The organism is Acinetobacter sp. LMB-5 (genome assembly GCF_001541635.1).
Taxonomy (GTDB): Bacteria; Pseudomonadota; Gammaproteobacteria; order Pseudomonadales; family Moraxellaceae; genus Acinetobacter; species Acinetobacter pittii.
The window spans coordinates 1-251 of the sequence record NZ_LRDR01000144.1; the positions used below are offsets into that span (position 1 = coordinate 1).

Sequence of the window (251 nt, forward strand, 5' to 3'; positions counted from 1 at the left end):
AAGTTGTGTTACCCAAGTGACACGTAGGGCCAATGGGATTCACCTTCACCAGTAGCGTATCGTTGTCACAATCGAGCTGCATGTTCACCAATTGCAATACGTTGCCAGAGGTCTCACCTTTCGTCCAAAGACGTTGCTTGGTACGAGAGAAAAACGTCACTTGACCTGTTTCACCCGTTTTTGCCAACGCATCTTGGTTCATGTACCCCATCATCAGCACTTGGCTTGATTGGAAATCTTGTACGATGGCA

General features: G+C 47.4%; 1 protein-coding gene. It reads right to left on the reverse strand.

The genetic code is table 11. The annotated features are described in order from the left end of the window. Window positions 1-251: phosphoribosyl-AMP cyclohydrolase (locus tag AW165_RS18890; protein ID WP_322843136.1), on the reverse strand; the 251-nt coding region annotated here is incomplete at both ends.